Raw genomic sequence first — 15,329 nt, 5'->3', positions numbered from 1 at the left:
CGGTTGTTGCAGGCGTCACCGTAGAGGAATCGTGGACGAAGGGATGTCGGGCCGTCAGTTCCGCCGCACAATCGAGATCTGGAGGCTAGCCTGCGTGCAGGCCGAGGGTCCACGCGTGGGTGGTGTAGACGCCCATCCGGGTCGGGTGGCGCTCGACCAGGGTGACGGCGAGGCCGTCGGCGGTGCGGTGCAGCGAGCCGGTGTGGCGCGGCCGGTCCTCCGGGGCGAGGGGGAGCAGCTCGGCCAGTACGGTGTCGTCCAGGTCCCGGCCGACCGCGCGCAGCACGCCCGCGTCCAGCACCAGCAGGGTGCCGTCCGGCAGTACCAGCGGCGCCGGGGCCTGCGGGTCGGCCAGCAGCGGGCCGTGCTCGATCCGGCCGCCGGGCAGCAGCCGGACCACCCGGCTTCCGGTGGGGTGGCGGCGGTCCGTCTCGACCACCCGCAGGGCGCCGCCGACCACATAGTGGCCGTAGCTGGGCCAGGAGTCGACCAGGGTGCCGTCCCGGTCGTACGCCCGGGTGTCGAAGGCGCCTCGGCCCGCCGACCCGAGCAGGAAGCGGCCGCCGCCGAGGGCCGCGCCGCGCTCGCCGCGCAGCTCCGCGAGGGCGGCACCGTCGGCGAGGTCCAGCAGCAGGGCCGGGCCAGGCGCGGTGTAGCCGAAGGAGTCGGTGGTGACCAGCGCCCGGCCGGCCGAGAGGTGCGCCGCGTTCGGACGGCCCGGGCAGGGCCGCCGCCAGCGTTCCCCGCCGGTGGCGTCGACGCGGACGAGCCCGCCGTCCCGGACGTGCAGCTCCGTTCCGTCCCGGCGGGCCAGCGGCCCCTCCGGAAGGCCCTGCGGGCGTCCGCCCGCGCGGCGACGGTGATCCAGGACCGTGACCCGCCAGCTCCCCATGCGCCGGATGGTAGTGGGGCGGGTTGAACGGCGGGGGTGCTTTCGGTGGCCGTCCGGACGGCCGACAATTCCCCCGGAAACCGAGGAGGAGGCCGCGGTGGCGTTCGACGTGGAGTTCGAGGTCATGATCGAGATCCCTCAGGGGTCGCGGAACACGTACGTGACGGACTTCGTGGCGGGCCGGATCCGCCTGGACCGCATGCTCTTCACGGCCACCGCCTACCCCGCCGACTACGCCGAGATCGCCGAGTCGCGCGCCCGCGCGGCGGCCGCCCGCTTCGCCGGCCCGGCCTGAACGGGCGCCCGGGGCGGGCCGGTTCCCACCGCCCGCCCCGGAGGCGCCGTCAGAGCCGGGCGGTGCTCAGGATCGCCCGCACCTCGTCGCCGATCGCGGCCTCGTTCTGCTCGAACTCCGGTGCGGTGAGCAGGCTCGGGTCGGCCGGCAGGCCGGTCAGGACCGGGGTGTGCAGATGCCCGCCGGGCAGCCCCGGGGCGAGGAGCGTGCGCAGCCGGTTGGAGCGGTAGGCGACCTCGTTGGACAGGTATCCGCCGCCGCCACCGGAGACCGCGCGGGAGCCGGGGGTGGGGCCGTCCGGCCGGAAGACGGGGTCGGTGGCACCGGCCGGGATCTCGGTGACGAAGGTATTGAGCAGCACCGGGAAGGGCTGCTGGACGGCCCTCATGCCGTCGGTCGGCAGGGTGGTGCGGACGAACTGCGGCCCGGCGGCCAGGCCGGGGGCGTCCACCGGGTGCCGGGTGGTGCCGCCGGAGAGCGCGGCCGCGTTGTCGGTGGCCGGGTCGGCGGAGCGGGCGCGCCCGGCCCACTCCTCCAGGGTGAACTTGCCCGGGTAGCCCTGGCTGATGCTGGTGATCAGGTCGGCGGACTGCCGGCCCGGCCGCAGGTGCGGGGTGAAGGCGCGCTCGACGATGCCCTCGTCGAAGTCCCGGTAGCGCACGGGGAGCACGACCGCCCGGACCTCGGCGGTGCTGCCGTCGGCGAGGGTGATCCGCTGCCCGTGCAGCTGCAGGACGGCCGAGCCGGAGGGGTTGGCGCGGCGCGGCTCGGCGTCCAGGCCGAACGGGTCGAAGCCGCTGACGAAGATCCGCCGGACGCCGGGGGCGGAGTCGAAACCGTCGTCGAGGCCGCGCGAGGCGTCCTCGACGCGGGCCCGCAGGGCGGCGTGGTCGACGTCGAACCGGGGCTGCCACTGCGCGAGCCGGACGGTCATCGCGAGCCTGGTCCAGTACAGCGGGCGGTCGTCCCTGGCGGGCAGTTCGCCGCTCGGCCGCCGGCCCTGGGCGCGGTCCAGTCCGGCCTGCCAGAGCGTCCGGCCCCAGGTGGTGACCACCCGCTCGGCCTGCCGGGCGTCGCGGGCGGCGCACAGGGCGGAGGGGAAGGCCCCGAGCAGCTCTCCCAGCCCGGAGCGCTCGGTGAAACCGGCCGTACGGGCGTCCTGGAGGCGGGCCTGCTCGGCGTCCGACGGCACCGTGGCCGAGGTGCGGCAGCCGGCCGGTGCGGCCGGTGCGGCCTGGGCGGCGGCCGGGGTCAGCAGGGCGGCGAGCGTTCCGGTGAGCGCGGCGGCCAGTCCCGCGGCGCGGCGTAGACATGTCATGTCCGCTGACAATAGGTCCAGACCTTACGGCCCGCCAGAGTGTCGGCGCCGTACCTCGCACTGTTGCGGCCCTGACGGAAAGCTGACGGTTCGACCGGGAACCGCCGCGAGTTCTACAGCGTTGTCGTGGAAGAACAGCGGTACTCGTACGGTGGTGGAGGAAGTTCCATGAGCGTGGCCCTGACGAAGGGCGGCAACGTCTCCCTGGGCAGGCAGGCCCCCGGGCTGAGGGTGGTCCGGGTGGGTCTCGGCTGGACGGCCGGGGCGGGGTACGACCTGGACGCCAGCGCGCTGCTCTGCGGGGCGGACGGGAAGGTCGCCTCGGACCAGCACTTCGTCTTCTTCAACAACCTGCAGAGCCCGGACGGTTCCGTCCGGCACCAGGGCGGCTCCGGCGGCGGCTCCGACCGCGAGCAGATCGAGGTCCAGCTCGCGGAGGTCTCCGCCGGGGTGGAGAAGATCGTCTTCGCGGTGGCGATCTACGACGCGGCGCAGCGGCGGCAGTCCTTCGGGCAGGTCCGCGGCGCCCACATCCGGGTCCTCGACCCGGACGGCGGCGCCGAGGTGGCCCGGTACGACATCGTGTCGGACGGCGGCAGCGAGACGGCGATGGTGTTCGGCGAGCTGTACCGGCACGGCGCGGACTGGAAGTTCCGGGCGGTCGGGCAGGGGTACGCCGCGGGGCTCGCGGGCATCGCCACCGACTTCGGGGTGGACGTCCTGCAGCCGGCGCCCGCCGCCGCGCCGGTCGCGCCGCCCGTGCCGGTGAAGCCGCCCGTCGCGCCGGTCGCCCCGGCCGCGCCGGTCACGGCCCCGGTGCCGACCGCCGCCGTACCCGCCGTTCCCCCGACCCAGCCAGGGAGCTTTCCCGTGACGTGTTTCTTCGACCCCTCGCACGGCGCCGGCACCACGGCGGTGTACTGGTCGCCGCAGTGGGGCGTGCCGCGCCAGATCGAGGCCTGCGTGGCCTGCGCCCAGCGGGTGCAGACCAACGTCCCGCCGTTCTACACCCCGGCGCAGGCCGGCTACCCCCAGCCGGTCCAGCAGCCGGTCCAGCAGGGCCAGCCGCAGCTGCCCGGCCAGCAGGCCCAGGGCGGGCAGCGCTTCGGCACCGGCGCGCTGATCGGAGCCGGCGCGGCCGGCCTGGTCGGCGGCGCGCTGCTGAACGAGGCCTTCGACGACGACCCCCAGGTGGTCGTCAACAACTACTACGAGGACGACGGCTTCTTCTAGGCCGTCAGGCCGCGGCTGCGCTCGGGCCGCCGGGGATCCTCCCCGGCGGCCTAGAGGGCCTGTCCCGGCTGTCGGCGCGGTGCGCTTCAATGGCGGCAGAGCACCGTTCCGACCGGGGGAGACCCACCGATGACCACGCCCGATGCCGAGCTGCCGGCCGCCGCCGGGAACCCCACCGCCGCCTGGCTGGAGTCCTGCTTCGGCCCCGGCACGCTGTGGCGGCCAGAGCCCGGGGCGCTGCCCGAGCGGCTGACGTCGAAGGCCGCCCGGGCGTTCCTGACCGAGGTCGGCGTCCCGGCCGTCGAGCTGGACTTCCTCGGCTTCGACGCCACCGGCCTGCCCGAGCGCGGCATGTGGGAGGCGGATCTGGACGAGCTGTTCGGCGAGCGCACCCCGGACGACGACACCCCGCCGAGCAACTGGGGGTACTGCGTCGGCACGTTCCACGAGCGGCACCTGATGGTGTCCGGCGACACCGGCACCGTACGGATCTACCACCCGGACGGCTGGGACCACGGGGACGGCTACGGCGGCTGGGCGGCCGACTCGCTGCCCGGGCTGGTCGGCGCGCTGGCGCTGCTGGCCCGCCTGGAGGAGCGGATCCGCGACGGGGACGCCAAGGCCGCGCTGGACGAGTTCGCCGCGCTGGTCCAGGAGTTGGGGCAGGGGCCGGACGAGTCGGACCTCTGGTCGGGCCTGCTGGAGAACCTGCGCGACGAGTACGAGGACTGATCCTTCCCGGTCGGGACGGCTCAATGGGGCGTCAGCCAGTGCTGAGTCTCGGCCACTGGAATCTGAGTGCCGACATCAGTGTCAGTGCTGTCCGCTAGCTTGGCCATCGTCGGGAACCGGACTGGACGGTGGATCTGATGAAGCGCCAGCGTGGATACAAAGCCCTGCTCGGCCTCACGCCCGAGCAGGTCATTGCCCTAGACGAGCAGGGGCATGCTGCGCGGGCGATGTGGAACCTGCTGCACGACTGGTGGACGATGACCGGCAAATGCCTGCTGCGCCGCGCGTCCCTGGCTCTCGCCGATCAGCACATCCGACAGGCCCGCAAGGATCTGCCGTGGCTGGCCGCACTTCCCGCGCAGGCGGCGCAGCAGGTGTTGAAGCAGTACCACCGGGCGTGGGTCAACTGCTGGGAGGGGCGCGCCGGCGCTCCGAACTTCAAGTCCCGGATCCGCTCGCGGATGTCGGTGGACGTGCCGCAGGGCCGGGACTTGCAGATCAAGCGTGTCAGCCGCCGGTGGGGGCGGTGCCGGATACCCAAGGTCGGCTTGGTCCGGTTCCGCTGGACCAAGGACCTGCCCGGTGTCACGAGAAGCGGTCCCGCCGGGCGTGTGACGGGTGCGCGGCTGGTGAAGGAGGCCCACGGCTGGCACATCGTCTTCCGCACCGAGACCCTCGTGGACGACGTCCACCCGAAGAGCACCGGTCGGATTGTCGGCATCGATCGGGGCGTCGTAGTCCCGCTGGCCCTGTCCGACGGATCGAACCGTGAGCACGGCCCGTGGCTCACCGACGGCGAACGCAAGCGCCTCATCCGCCTGGAACGCAAGGCCGCGCGCCAACGCAGAATCCGCAAGCCCGGCGAGCAGAGCGGCAACCGTCTCGCCCGTACGTATGACCAGATCGCCCGGTACCGCGCGACAGCCAAGCGTCGAGCCGCCGACTGGCAGCACCGCACCACCACCGAACTCGCCGACACCTTCACCGTCATCGCCGTGGAAGACCTGGCCGTCACCAACATGGTCAAGTCCGCCAGGGGAACCACCGGCCACCCTGGCAAGAACGTGCGGCAGAAGGCCGGGCTCAACCGCGTCATCGCCGCCGAGGCCTGGGGCCGCACCGTCGAGCTGCTGGCGTACAAGCTCGCCGACCGCGGCGGGCACCTGGTCAAAGTGCCCGCTGCCGGAACCTCCCGGCGCTGCTCGGCCTGTGGGTTCACCTGCCCCGGAAACCGGCAGACCCAGGCCCGTTTCGCCTGCCGGGCCCCCGGCTGCGGGTACACCGCAAACGCGGACACCAACGCCGCACGCAACATCGAACACGCCGCCGGACGGGCGGTGTCAGGACTGCTGAGCCCTCTCCACGATGGCAATGAAGCGTCAACCACCAGCTGTGCGCACTCCGCGTAACGTTGGACCCTCCCGCCACTGACCGGGAGAGGACGTCAAGAGTGGGAACTGATGCCGCTCGCCGAGGAGGAGGGCGTCGGCGCCCTGGTCTGGAGCCCGCTCGGCTGGGGCCGGCTCACCGGGAGGATCCGCCGCGGGCAGCCGCTCCCGGACGGCAGCCGGCTGCACGACACGGCCGACTACGGACCGCCGGTGGAGGACGAGCTGCTGTACCGGGTGGTCGACGCACTGGACGAGGTCGCCGCCGAGACCGGCCGCACCGTCCCCCAGGTGGCGATCAACTGGCTGCTGCGCCGTCCGACCGTCTCCTCGGTCATCATCGGCGCCCGCAACGAGGAGCAGCTGCGCCAGAACCTCGGCGCGGTCGGCTGGTCCCTGACGGAGGAGCAGGTGGCCCGGCTGGACGCGGCGAGCGCCCGTACCGCGCCGTACCCGTACTTCCCGTACCGCCGCCAGAAGGCCTTCGCCCGGCTCAACCCGCCGCTGGCGGGCTGAGCCCCGGCGGAGTCAGGATTGTCCGGCGGTCACGGCCCGGGCGGTCGCCAGCATGGCGTCGTTGCCGGCCTTCGCCGCCGTGAGCTCCGGCAGGCGGAGGCGGATCAGCTCGTTCTCGTAGGCGGTCTCGACGGTGAACCAGACCCCGACCACGTTGGTCCGCTCCTTGCACCGGACGTCCGCGGTAGCCGTGGCGATCTCCTCGGCGGACGGCCTGGTGTTCGCCCCCCACCGGGGGTCCTTCAGGGCGTCCCCGGGGGTGGCATAGGAGTGGCCCCGTTCCGCCATGCAGCGCGACCAGTCCCGGAAGACGGCCTTGACCCGCGGGTCCGACCTCGAACGCTCGAAGCCCTCGAAGTTGATCCCCACCGCGACGTCGGCGTCCCCGCCGGTGCCGCCGTGCGCGATCAGCTCCTGTTGTGCGGCGCTGATGCACCCGCCGGGCGGCAGCTCCTTCCCCCGGAACGAGGAGGCCGTCCCGGGGGCGGGCTTCCCGTCCGTCCCGAGGCCACTGCCGAGCACGGTGTTGACGTCAGGACTCAGCGTGGGCCCATCGGCGGGCTTCTTCCCGTCGGACGGGTCGGGCGAGTGGTAGCCGTTCACGGAGACGTCGGCGAGCTCGACCGGATCGTACCGGTGGGTGGTCTGGGTCCTGGACGGCGCTCCGCCGCCGGTCGGCCGGGTGTAGTCCAGGCCGAAGCCCCGGACGCAGCGGGTGACCAGAACGGCCTCCGCCGCGTGGTACTGCCGGTAGTCCTCCCTGCTCAGCAGGTAGGACTCGATCGGCAGCGTCCGGTCGGCCACCTGGCTCAGCCGGGGCGTGTCGCCGACCGGCGGCGGGTCCATCGGGGTGAGGGAAGCGGGCGGCGGGACGGGGGCGGCGGCGGGTCCCGAAGGGCCGGAGGCGCAGCCGGCGGCGAGGACCAGGGGGATCAGCAGCAGGGCCGGCAGCGAACGGCTGCGGCGGCGGGACGTCATGGCGGGGCTCCTCGGGGCCGGCTCGCGGGGTGGTGCGGTCGGTCGATGACGGCCGGACGGGTGCCGGACCCCTGGCGGGCGGGGGCCCGGCACCCGGTCAGGGCTAGATGTGCTCCCAGCTCTGCGAGTGGTTGTTGTTGCGCATGTCGATGTAGACGCCGGACCACCACACGGTGCCCAGGTTCGCCGAGTGGCCGGCCTGGACGTACTGGTTCGGCCCGGTGTCCCGGAGGCTGTACTCGCGGTAGTGCACGTAGAGGTTGTAGTTGTTGTCCATGTTCTTCACGGACGCGGCGTTGTTCATCACGGGCTGGCCGTTGCCGGCACCGCCGCCGCCGAAGTAGCCGTCGTAGTTGCCGTCCTCGCCCTTGCCGAAGAAGGCGCCCTGCAGGTTGGGGCTGTAGTACAGGCAGGCGTCGCCCGCGATGCAGCCGCCGCTGCTCGCGAGGGCCGGGGTGGCGGCGCCGAGGAGCACCGTGCCGAGGGTGGCCGCGGCCAGGGCGGCGGCTGCCAGCTTCTTCTTCATCCCACTGCCTTCCGTTGGGTGAACCGGAGGGTTTCCGGCTGCCCTTGAGTCTGTGGGGATTCGAAAGCGGGGCCTATCCAGTACCGGCCCCGTCGGGTGTCAAAAGATGGATAGCGTGCCGCTCTCGGGGGCGCTATCGCCGCGCGCGGCAGTGCGCCGCGGGGTGCGGGCACGCCGTGGGGCCCCGGCCCGGGAGATGTCCGGGCCGGGGCCGGGCCGGCTGCCGCGGGGCGGCGGTCGGCCCGCCGGTGGCTGAACGGGCGTCAGGCCTGCCGGGCGTGCCAGGCGGCGAGCAGTTCGGCCTCCCGGTCGGGGGCGAGGGTCTCCGGCTGGGGCTCGAACGGCTCGATGTCGCGGGCGGTTTCGGCCACCGGGCGGAGGACGAGCCCGGTGGCGAGGGCGGCGGCCGGGTCGGCGGTGCTGGTGGCACGGACCGCCGGGTTGGCGGGCCACAGCGGGAGCGCGCGGTCGGGGACGTCGGTGGCGCGCAGGAAGTCCTCGTCCACCCAGGTGAGGGTGGTGCCGGGCGGGGCGACCGCCGAGGCGACGGCGTCGAGCAGGTCGCCCATGCCGAACGGCGGGGGAGTGGCGGCGTGGTAGGGGCCGGAGGCGCCCTGTTCGAGGAGGGCGAGCATCCAGGCGGCGAGGTCGCGGGCGTCGACCACCTGGAGCGGCGCGTCCGGCCGGCCCGGGGCGAGCACCTCTCCGCCGCGGGTGAGGCGCTGCACCCAGTAGTCGAAGCGGTGGGTGTAGTCCCGGGGGCCGATCACGTACGTCGGGCGCACCAGCAGCGTCTCCGGGCCGAAGGCCTGCCGGGCGGCGCGCTCGCACTGGGCCTTGAGGACGCCGTACGTCGCGGCGGTGACCTCCTCGGCCTCCGGGCCGTTGGAGGGCAGCAGCGGGGAGTCCTCGGCGTAGCCGGGGGCGGCCGGCTCGTCGTAGACGGAGAGGGTCGAGACCAGCAGGTAGCGCCCGGCCGCTCCGGGGCCGACGTTGGCCGCCAACTTCCACACCTGGCGCGGGAAGTAGGCGCAGGTGTCGACGGTGGCGTCCCAGCTGCGGCCGCGCAGCGCGGACAGGTCGTCGTCCCGGTCGGCGATCAGGTGCTCGGCGTCCGGGAGCAGTCCGGCGCCGGAGCGGCCCCGGTGGAGCAGCGTGACCTCGTGCCCGGCGGCAAGGGCCGCCTCGGCGAAGTGGAAACCGATGAAACGGGTGCCGCCGATGACCAGAATGCGCATCCTGACATCGTGCCAGTCCGTGGTGTGGCGGTGCCAATCGGAGTCCGGCTGTTACCCGAGTTGTGGGTGGGGTGCGTGAGCCGGGATCGGTGTGTGTGGTTCCGGTGGGAACTGTGTTCGACGCCCGACGGCCCGTGGCCGCGACCGTTGACGGGGGTGGGGACGCGCCGGAGCGGTCGTCGCTGGTAGGTTGCCCGATGGCGGGAGTGGGGGGCGGGGGTCGCGACGGCCTCGAAACGCCTGATGGGCCGTCAAAGTTCCTTGTTTCCCGGCGAACTTGTGTGAAGGCCCTTTAAGCTCCCGTTAACGATGGCGGTTTTTCGCCGCTCACGAACTCCCTCACGAGGTCGGGCGGAAGGCCCAACTTGACGATGAGAGCAGGGATGACGACGACTAGTGAACGAACGGCCGGTGTCGCGCGCGGCCCGGACCGGCGGCAGGGCGGGCTCGGTCGCACCGTGGCCGGCGCGGCGGCCCTGGCCGTGGTGATCGGCGCCGGCTCGTTGGCGGCGGCCCCCTCGGCCTTCCCGGCGGCCGGCGACGGCACCGTGAAGGTCCGGGTGATCCGGGCCGTCGACACCGACGGGGTGTGGACCCCCGGGCTGGAATCGACCATGGCGGGCGTGAAGGTGACGCTCACCGACGACGCCGGGGTGGCCGTCGAGGGCACCACGGCGGCCGACGGCACGGTGACGCTGGCGCCGGCCACCAGCAAGCTCACCGGCGGCAAGTACCGCGTCCAGGTGGCGAATCCGAAGCCGGGTGTGCTCTACCCGGCCTTCGCCTCGCGCGAGGGCCTGGACGGCGCCCCCAACAAGCTGAGCTCCAACGAGGAGTTCGTCGACCTCTCCGGCGGCAAGACGGTGGAACTCACCACGGGGCTCTGGAGCCCGGGTGACTACTGCCAGAAGAACGCGCCGCTGGTGTCGACCTGTCAGAACCCGCCCGCGGACGGGGACAACCAGCACACGCTGGTGTCCTTCCCGTACGAGTCCCGCGGAACGGCCGGTAAGGGCTTCACCCTGACCGACGTGGCCACGGCCGGGCAGACCGGGAACCTCTACGGCATCGCCTGGAACAGGGCCGACCGCCGGGTGTTCTCCTCGGCCCAGGCCAAGCGGACCACCAGCTACGGCCCCGGCGGCCCCGGCGGGATCTACGTCACCGACTGGGACAAGAAGAAGACCACGCTGTTCGCCACCGTCCCGGACGCGGGCACCACCCCGCACACCCCGGGCAACGACGACGGCTTCCTGGCCCCGGTGGGCAAGGAGAGCCTGGGCGGCATCAAGATCACCGACGACGGCAAGGACCTCTTCGTCGTCAACCTGCACGACCGCAAGCTCTACCGCTACGACGCCACCGCGGCGACGGCGGCCGCACCCAAGGCCGCCTACGCCATCCCGGACCCGGGCTGCCCGGCGGCGGGGGACTGGCGTCCGTACGGCCTCGGCATCCAGGACGGCGTCGGCTTCCTCGGCGGCGTCTGCTCGGGCGAGTCCACCCACAAGGCCTCGGACCTGCGGGCCGTGGTGCTGCCGTTCGACCTGGCGACCGGTGCGTTCAAGTCGGCGGTGCTGAACCAGCCGCTCGACTACCCGCGCGGCACCACCGTCGGCGGGCCGTGCCCGGGCACCGGCTGGTTCCCGTGGCAGGACACGTTCCCGACCAGCCAGAACGGTCAGGCCTGCGGGGACAGCTACATGGCCAACCCCGAGCCGGCGGTCGCAGAGATCACGTTCGAGACGGACGGCTCGATGCTGCTCGCCTTCCGGGACCGCTTCGGCGACCAGTCGGCGGCCAGCCCGACGGGCGCCGCGATGGCCAAGGTCCTGCCCGGCGGTGACCTCCTCAAGGCCTGCCCGGCGAACGGCACGTACGTGCTGGACACCAACCTGGGCTGCGGTTCCACGGCCCGGGGCCAGCGGTTCTTCGACAACGCCCGGATCGGCCACAACAACCCCGGCAACGCCGGGATGGCGCTGTCCAAGGTCGAGGACTCCATCGTGACCTCGGGCTACGACAGCGACAGCCAGGCCTACGGCTACGGCAGCGCCTTCCAGAAGCGCAACGGCAAGGCGGACGGCGGCGTCCGGCTCAACACGGCCCCGGGCTCCCCGCCGTTCGGCAAGGGCGCCGCGATGGGCGACCTGGAGGTGCTCTGCGACCAGGCGCCGCTCCAGATCGGCAACCGGGTCTGGTACGACCCCGAGCGCAGCGGCCTCCAGCTGCCGGGCCAGAAGCCGGTGCCGGATGCCACCGTGCACCTGTACGACGAGGCGGGGAAGCTCGTCGGCACCACCAAGACGACCAAGCGCGGCGAGTACTACTTCGACGACGGCAACGTCGACGGAGGCCTCAAGCCGAGGACCAAGTACACGATCAAGCTGGACAACCCGGCGGACTACGCGAAGGACGGCCCCCTCTTCCAGTGGGTGCCGACCGACCACGACGTCGGTGACAACCACTTCGTCGACTCCAAGGGCATCGTCCCCAAGGACGGCAAGTTCCCGGAGCGGGCGCTGACCACCGGCGGCCCCGGCGAGAACGACCACACCTACGACTTCGGCTTCCGCCTGCAGGAGGGTGCGCTGCGCCTGGTCAAGCACGACCAGGACGGCAAGCCGCTGGCGGGCGCCAAGTTCCAGCTGTGGCACGAGACCAACGGGACCGACGGGCTCCAGCCGACCGGCGACAAGCCCGACACCAAGGTCGGCGAGCCCTGCACCACCGGGGCCGACGGCATCTGCCAGGGCACCGGCGTGCCGGGGACGTACTACTGGCAGGAGCTGAGCCCGCCGGACGGCTACTCCGCGCCGGAGGTCACCGTCTTCGGTCCGCTGAAGCTGACCTCGGCGAACCTGGACGCCGGCGTGGAGGTGACGGCCGTCAACAAGCTGATCCCCAAGCCGACGCCCACCCCGACCCCGACCGAGACGCCGACCCCGGCGCCGACGTCGGCGGCTCCGGTGCCGCCCGCACCGCAGCCCCCCGCACCCGGGCACCTGCCCAACACCGGTGCGGGTGAGGGGATGCCGATCGCGCTGACCGGCGCGGCGGCGCTGATCGCCCTCGGCACCGCCATGGTGCTGGTGGTCCGCAGGCGCAAGGCCGCCCAGCGCGGCTAGCGGTTTCGCAGTGAGTGGGCCCGGTGGGGGGAGACCTCCACCGGGCCCGAATCGGGCGGGTTCGTGGGACCGTTGGGTCCCCCGGACCCGCCCGACTGTCGTGTCCGACCGAGGAGAGGGAGCGGGCCGCATGCCCCGCAAGACGAAGGCCGAGGGTCGAGCGCCCCGTCGGGCCCGGGCCGGCTGGCTCAAGGCCGTGATCGCGATCGTGGTGTGCGGCGCCGCGGCGGGCGGCGTGGCCGTCTACCGGACGGTCTCCGACGAGGCCGTCGAACGCCCGGTGACCACCGACGAGGCGGGCCGGCTCGCCCTGTCGCGCCTGAACCTCTACCAGGCGAGCCCGGTGGCGGTGACGCTCACGGCCGACGAGGGCGGGGGCGTGAGCATCCGGGTCGACGGGGTCGTCGACTACCGCACCCACCGGGGGGTGGGCCGCTACCGGACCACCGGCGCGGGCGGACCGATGGACCACGGCCTGATCGTCTGGGACACCGGCGGCCTCGGGCTGGCGCCCGACCAGGCCGGAACCGGCAGCACCGGCAGCCCCGGCAGTACCAACAGCCCCGGAAACACCGGCAGCCCCGGTACCGACGCCCCCGCCTGGCAGCAGGCCGAGCACATCCCGCGCCAGGGCTGGTCGCCGCGCACCTACACGGCGGACCCGCTGGACGCCGGACTGAACCTGCTCGTCCAACTCGGCGCGGACCGCCCCGACAACCCGCTGTTGCTCGCCCAGTCCGGCGCCCGCTGGCTGGGCCGGGACCGGATCGACGGCCGGGACTACGACCGCTTCGCCGGTCCGCGCGCCCAGGGCTCCGCGCCCGACGGCGCCCGCTCTCCGCTGACGTACTGGGTGGACGGCGACGGCGGGCTGCGCCGGGTGACGATGCGGATGCCGGGGCTGGGCACCCCGACCACCGTCGAACTCACCGGACGGCAGGCCGACGCCAAGCTGCCCGAGGCCCCCTGGCTCACCGGCTGACGCGCCGGGCCCGCAGGCCCGCAACCCCGCGGGCCCGCAAGCCATGCGGAACACCTCCGCAGGGGGCGATCAGCCGTACGAAAATCGTTGGTGAGCCAGCAATAGCTTCATCATCTTCCGTTCACCCGGACCCGGCTGCCAGCATCGGCGCACCGTCACCGCCCGAGGGAGTAGCCGATGAACCGCCCCCGTTCCCTGCGCTGTCTGGCCGCACTGTCCCTGGTCGTCCTGGCCGCCACCGCCTGCGGGCGCTCCGACCAGGGCGGCTCCCCGGCCGCCGGCGCGGCGCAGGCCGCGCAGAACTCCGGGAAGAGCGCCGCCGAGCTGCTCCCGGCGAAGAACAAGCAGAGCGGCGTGCTCAGAGTGGCCACCTCCGTCGGCTACCCGCCGATGGAGATGTACAAGCCCGGGACGACCGAGCTGACCGGCGTCGACCCGGACCTCGCCGCCGCCGTCGCCGGGCGGCTCGGCCTGAAGCTGGAGCTCGCCAACTCCTCCTTCGACGGCCTGATCCCCGGCCTCCAGGCCGGCCGCTACGACCTGGTGATGTCCTCCATGACGGACAGCGCGCAGCGCCGCCAGGCCGTCGACTTCGTCGACTACTTCCGCACCGGCGGCGTGATCATGACGAAGAAGGGCAACCCCGAGGGCATCAAGTCCATCGAGGACCTCTGCGGCAGGAAGGTGGTCCTCGCCAAGGGCAGCTCCAACCTGGAGATCGGCGAGCAGCAGAACGCCAAGTGCGCCGCCAAGATGGCGATCTCGCAGAGCGAGGACGCCCCGACCGGGCTGCTCCAACTGGACAGCGAGCGGGCCGTGGCCACCATCGTGGACTACCCGGTGGCGCAGATGTTCGTGCAGAACAGCGGCTCCTACGAGGTGCTTCCGGAGCAGTACGGGACGGCGCCCTGGGGCATCGCGGTGGCGAAGAAGGACTCCGGGCTGCGCGACGCGGTGCAGAAGGCGCTCCAGGAGCTGATCGAGAGCGGCGAGTACCGCAAGGTGCTGGACACCTACCAGGTCGGCGGCAGCGCGGTGGAGCGCGCCACCGTCAACGCGGCGCAGTGAGAACGGCGGTACCGACGAGATGAGCACCGACATGAGAGACCCCGCGACGCCCAACGGCCCCGCGACGACCGCCCAGGCCGGCCCCGCGACGACCTCCGGGGGCGCCGCCGCCGACGACGACCTCGCCTTCGAGGTGACCGGCCGGCCCCGCCCGGCCCGCTGGTTCGCCGTCCTGGCGGCCGCCTTCGTCGCCGTCTGGCTCGCCTGGACCGTCATCGTCAACCCCAACCTGCACTGGGACATCGTTGCCAGGTACCAGTTCGACGGCGTGATCCTGGAAGGGCTCTGGGTGACGGTCCAACTCACCCTGATCTCCCAGGTGGTGGGCATCGTCATCGGCGTGGTGGTCGCCGTGATGCAGCTGTCCGACAGCCCGGTGCTGCGGACCACCGCCGGCGCGTACACCTGGTTCTTCCGCGGCACCCCGCTGCTGGTGCAGCTGATCTTCTGGTTCAACCTGGCGCTGCTCTTCCCGGAGATCAGCATCGGCATCCCGTTCGACGGGCCCAAGCTGGTCAGCTGGCAGTCCAACACCCTGATCACCGGCTTCGTGGCGGCGCTGCTCGGCCTGTCGATCAACGAGGGCGCCTACATGTCCGAGATCGTCCGGGCCGGCATCCAGAGCGTCGACCCCGGGCAGCGCGAGGCCGGTGCCTCGCTGGGCATGTCCAACCGGCAGATCCTCACCCGGGTGGTGCTGCCGCAGGCGATGCGGGTGATCATCCCGCCGTTCGGCAACCAGTTCATCTCGATGCTGAAGACCACCTCGCTGGTCTCCGTCATCGCCGGCGCCGACCTGATGACCGTCTCCCAGCACCTCTACCTCGCCAACTTCGAGGTGATCGCGCTGCTGATCGTCGCGTCCGTCTGGTACCTGGTGCTCACCACCATCGCGAGCGTCGCCCAGCACGCGGTGGAGCGGAGGTTCAACCCGGCCGGGGCCCCGCCGGCGCTGCACCGCCGGGTGCTGGCCAACCTGCGCCCCGGGCGCGGTGGAGCACGCAAGAGCGTCAAGAAGGGGGAGGGCAAGTGATG

At 72.9% G+C, this 15,329-nt stretch carries 11 protein-coding genes and 3 pseudogenes; 9 read left to right on the top strand and 5 right to left on the bottom strand.

Annotation, left to right across the window (positions count from 1 at the left end):
- Positions 1-85 precede the first annotated feature (85 nt).
- Complete coding sequence (locus ACGF13_RS23435) at positions 86-892, bottom strand: hypothetical protein (RefSeq protein ID WP_392878097.1); 807 nt, start codon at positions 890-892, stop codon at positions 86-88.
- Between the two features lie 109 nt (positions 893-1,001).
- On the opposite strand from ACGF13_RS23435, the pseudogene ACGF13_RS23430 reads away from it, so the two are divergent.
- Positions 1,002-1,136: pseudogene (locus ACGF13_RS23430) on the top strand (inorganic diphosphatase); the annotation flags it as partial.
- A gap of 100 nt (positions 1,137-1,236) precedes the next feature.
- Here ACGF13_RS23430 and ACGF13_RS23425 read toward each other — a convergent pair.
- On the bottom strand, positions 1,237-2,505 hold the full coding sequence (locus ACGF13_RS23425) for a pyroglutamyl peptidase (RefSeq protein WP_392878095.1): 1,269 nt from the start codon (positions 2,503-2,505) through the stop codon (positions 1,237-1,239).
- A 168-nt stretch (positions 2,506-2,673) separates the two neighbouring features.
- Here ACGF13_RS23425 and ACGF13_RS23420 point away from each other — a divergent pair.
- The 4 genes and pseudogenes from ACGF13_RS23420 to ACGF13_RS23405 form a co-directional block, all read left to right on the top strand.
- Positions 2,674-3,225: pseudogene (locus tag ACGF13_RS23420) on the top strand (TerD family protein); the annotation flags it as partial.
- A 642-nt stretch (positions 3,226-3,867) separates the two neighbouring features.
- The gene (locus tag ACGF13_RS23415; protein ID WP_392878093.1) at positions 3,868-4,470 is read left to right on the top strand and encodes an SUKH-4 family immunity protein; all 603 of its coding nucleotides are present in this window, start codon (positions 3,868-3,870) and stop codon (positions 4,468-4,470) included.
- A 137-nt stretch (positions 4,471-4,607) separates the two neighbouring features.
- Positions 4,608-5,879, top strand: coding sequence for an RNA-guided endonuclease InsQ/TnpB family protein (locus ACGF13_RS23410; protein WP_392878213.1), 1,272 nt, complete (start codon positions 4,608-4,610; stop codon positions 5,877-5,879).
- A gap of 39 nt (positions 5,880-5,918) precedes the next feature.
- Positions 5,919-6,374, top strand: a pseudogene (locus tag ACGF13_RS23405) (aldo/keto reductase); the annotation flags it as partial.
- 12 nt (positions 6,375-6,386) lie between these two features.
- Here the strand turns inward: ACGF13_RS23405 and ACGF13_RS23400 are convergent.
- From ACGF13_RS23400 to ACGF13_RS23390, 3 genes are all read right to left on the bottom strand, one after another.
- A complete protein-coding gene (locus ACGF13_RS23400; RefSeq protein WP_392878092.1) occupies positions 6,387-7,352 on the bottom strand; it encodes a hypothetical protein in 966 nt (321 codons plus the stop codon).
- A 103-nt stretch (positions 7,353-7,455) separates the two neighbouring features.
- On the bottom strand, positions 7,456-7,878 hold the full coding sequence (locus ACGF13_RS23395; protein ID WP_392878090.1) for a hypothetical protein: 423 nt from the start codon (positions 7,876-7,878) through the stop codon (positions 7,456-7,458).
- 263 nt (positions 7,879-8,141) lie between these two features.
- Positions 8,142-9,116, bottom strand: a complete 975-nt coding sequence (locus ACGF13_RS23390) for an NAD-dependent epimerase/dehydratase family protein (protein ID WP_392878088.1) — start codon at positions 9,114-9,116, stop codon at positions 8,142-8,144.
- A 383-nt stretch (positions 9,117-9,499) separates the two neighbouring features.
- On the opposite strand from ACGF13_RS23390, the gene ACGF13_RS23385 reads away from it, so the two are divergent.
- The 4 genes from ACGF13_RS23385 to ACGF13_RS23370 all read left to right on the top strand — a co-directional run bounded on the left by ACGF13_RS23385 (position 9,500) and on the right by ACGF13_RS23370 (position 15,327).
- Positions 9,500-12,244, top strand: coding sequence for an SdrD B-like domain-containing protein (locus ACGF13_RS23385; RefSeq protein WP_392878087.1), 2,745 nt, complete (start codon positions 9,500-9,502; stop codon positions 12,242-12,244).
- Between the two features lie 130 nt (positions 12,245-12,374).
- Positions 12,375-13,226: a hypothetical protein gene (locus ACGF13_RS23380; protein ID WP_392878085.1), complete on the top strand. Its 852-nt coding sequence runs from the start codon at positions 12,375-12,377 to the stop codon at positions 13,224-13,226.
- 177 nt (positions 13,227-13,403) lie between these two features.
- A complete protein-coding gene (locus ACGF13_RS23375; RefSeq protein ID WP_392878083.1) occupies positions 13,404-14,294 on the top strand; it encodes an ABC transporter substrate-binding protein in 891 nt (296 codons plus the stop codon).
- 31 nt (positions 14,295-14,325) lie between these two features.
- Positions 14,326-15,327: an amino acid ABC transporter permease gene (locus ACGF13_RS23370; RefSeq protein ID WP_392878082.1), complete on the top strand. Its 1,002-nt coding sequence runs from the start codon at positions 14,326-14,328 to the stop codon at positions 15,325-15,327.
- Positions 15,328-15,329 lie beyond the last annotated feature (2 nt).

Source organism: Kitasatospora sp. NPDC048286 (assembly GCF_043201735.1).
GTDB lineage: Bacteria > Actinomycetota > Actinomycetes > Streptomycetales > Streptomycetaceae > Kitasatospora.
Note: the sequence above shows the minus strand (reverse complement) of the source record. Positions and strands in the feature narration are given on the sequence as shown.

What these genes read in the sequence shown, in the direction of transcription:
- ACGF13_RS23385 (WP_392878087.1), top strand. Translation starts at nt 9,500, where the DNA reads ATGACGACGACTAGTGAACGAACGGCCGGTGTCGCGCGCGGCCCGGAC.
- ACGF13_RS23380 (WP_392878085.1), top strand. Translation starts at nt 12,375, where the DNA reads ATGCCCCGCAAGACGAAGGCCGAGGGTCGAGCGCCCCGTCGGGCCCGG.
- ACGF13_RS23395 (WP_392878090.1), bottom strand. Translation starts at nt 7,878, where the DNA reads ATGAAGAAGAAGCTGGCAGCCGCCGCCCTGGCCGCGGCCACCCTCGGC.
- ACGF13_RS23370 (WP_392878082.1), top strand. Translation starts at nt 14,326, where the DNA reads ATGAGAGACCCCGCGACGCCCAACGGCCCCGCGACGACCGCCCAGGCC.
- ACGF13_RS23410 (WP_392878213.1), top strand. Translation starts at nt 4,608, where the DNA reads ATGAAGCGCCAGCGTGGATACAAAGCCCTGCTCGGCCTCACGCCCGAG.
- ACGF13_RS23400 (WP_392878092.1), bottom strand. Translation starts at nt 7,352, where the DNA reads ATGACGTCCCGCCGCCGCAGCCGTTCGCTGCCGGCCCTGCTGCTGATC.
- ACGF13_RS23415 (WP_392878093.1), top strand. Translation starts at nt 3,868, where the DNA reads ATGACCACGCCCGATGCCGAGCTGCCGGCCGCCGCCGGGAACCCCACC.
- ACGF13_RS23375 (WP_392878083.1), top strand. Translation starts at nt 13,404, where the DNA reads ATGAACCGCCCCCGTTCCCTGCGCTGTCTGGCCGCACTGTCCCTGGTC.
- ACGF13_RS23390 (WP_392878088.1), bottom strand. Translation starts at nt 9,116, where the DNA reads ATGCGCATTCTGGTCATCGGCGGCACCCGTTTCATCGGTTTCCACTTC.
- ACGF13_RS23425 (WP_392878095.1), bottom strand. Translation starts at nt 2,505, where the DNA reads ATGACATGTCTACGCCGCGCCGCGGGACTGGCCGCCGCGCTCACCGGA.
- ACGF13_RS23435 (WP_392878097.1), bottom strand. Translation starts at nt 892, where the DNA reads ATGGGGAGCTGGCGGGTCACGGTCCTGGATCACCGTCGCCGCGCGGGC.